1 protein-coding gene is annotated in these 582 nt (G+C 49.0%); it reads left to right on the plus strand.

The window, feature by feature from the left end; all coding sequences use genetic code 11:
• Positions 1-130: 130 nt before the first annotated feature.
• Positions 131-582 (plus strand): IS5 family transposase (locus ACYVB1_RS12825; RefSeq protein WP_460924110.1); only part of this gene is annotated, 452 nt, incomplete at its 3' end.

The following is a 582-nucleotide window of genomic DNA, read 5'->3' on the forward strand; positions in this document are numbered from 1 at the left end:
AGATTGACTCCACCACCGTGAGGGCACACAAGTCAGCCGCTGGCGCTGGCTTAAAAAGGGGGACCAGGTAAAAGAAGGCGAGCCTGAAAACCATGCTCTGGGGCGAAGTAGAGGCGGGTTTACCACTAAGATTCACCTGGTAAGTGACAGCAACAGCCTTCCTTTGGCAGCCGTTTTGAGTTCAGGGGCAGCACATGATGCCGCCTTTTTTCACCCGGTGTTAGAACAGGTAAGGATTCCTGTGAAAAGAGGCCGTAAAAGAACTAAGCCAGAGGAAGTGGTTGCAGATAAGGCATATGATGCAGGCTATTTAAGGAAGGGGCTGGCCCGCAGAGGCATCAAGGGAATGATTCCTGAAAGGCAGTTGCGGCCTGGAACCAAAAGAAGAAAGAAAGGACCTCACTATCGCTTTGATGAAGAGACCTACAAGAAAAGAGCAAGCGTAGAGCAGTCCATTGGCTGGCTTAAGGAATGCCGCAGAGTTGCTACAAGATATGAGAAATTAGCCGTCAGTTTCTTAGCGATGCTGAAGCTGGCTTTTATTAGGTTTTACCTGAAAAAGTATTCATCAGACACACCCTA

This window comes from Pontibacter brevis (assembly GCF_054779655.1).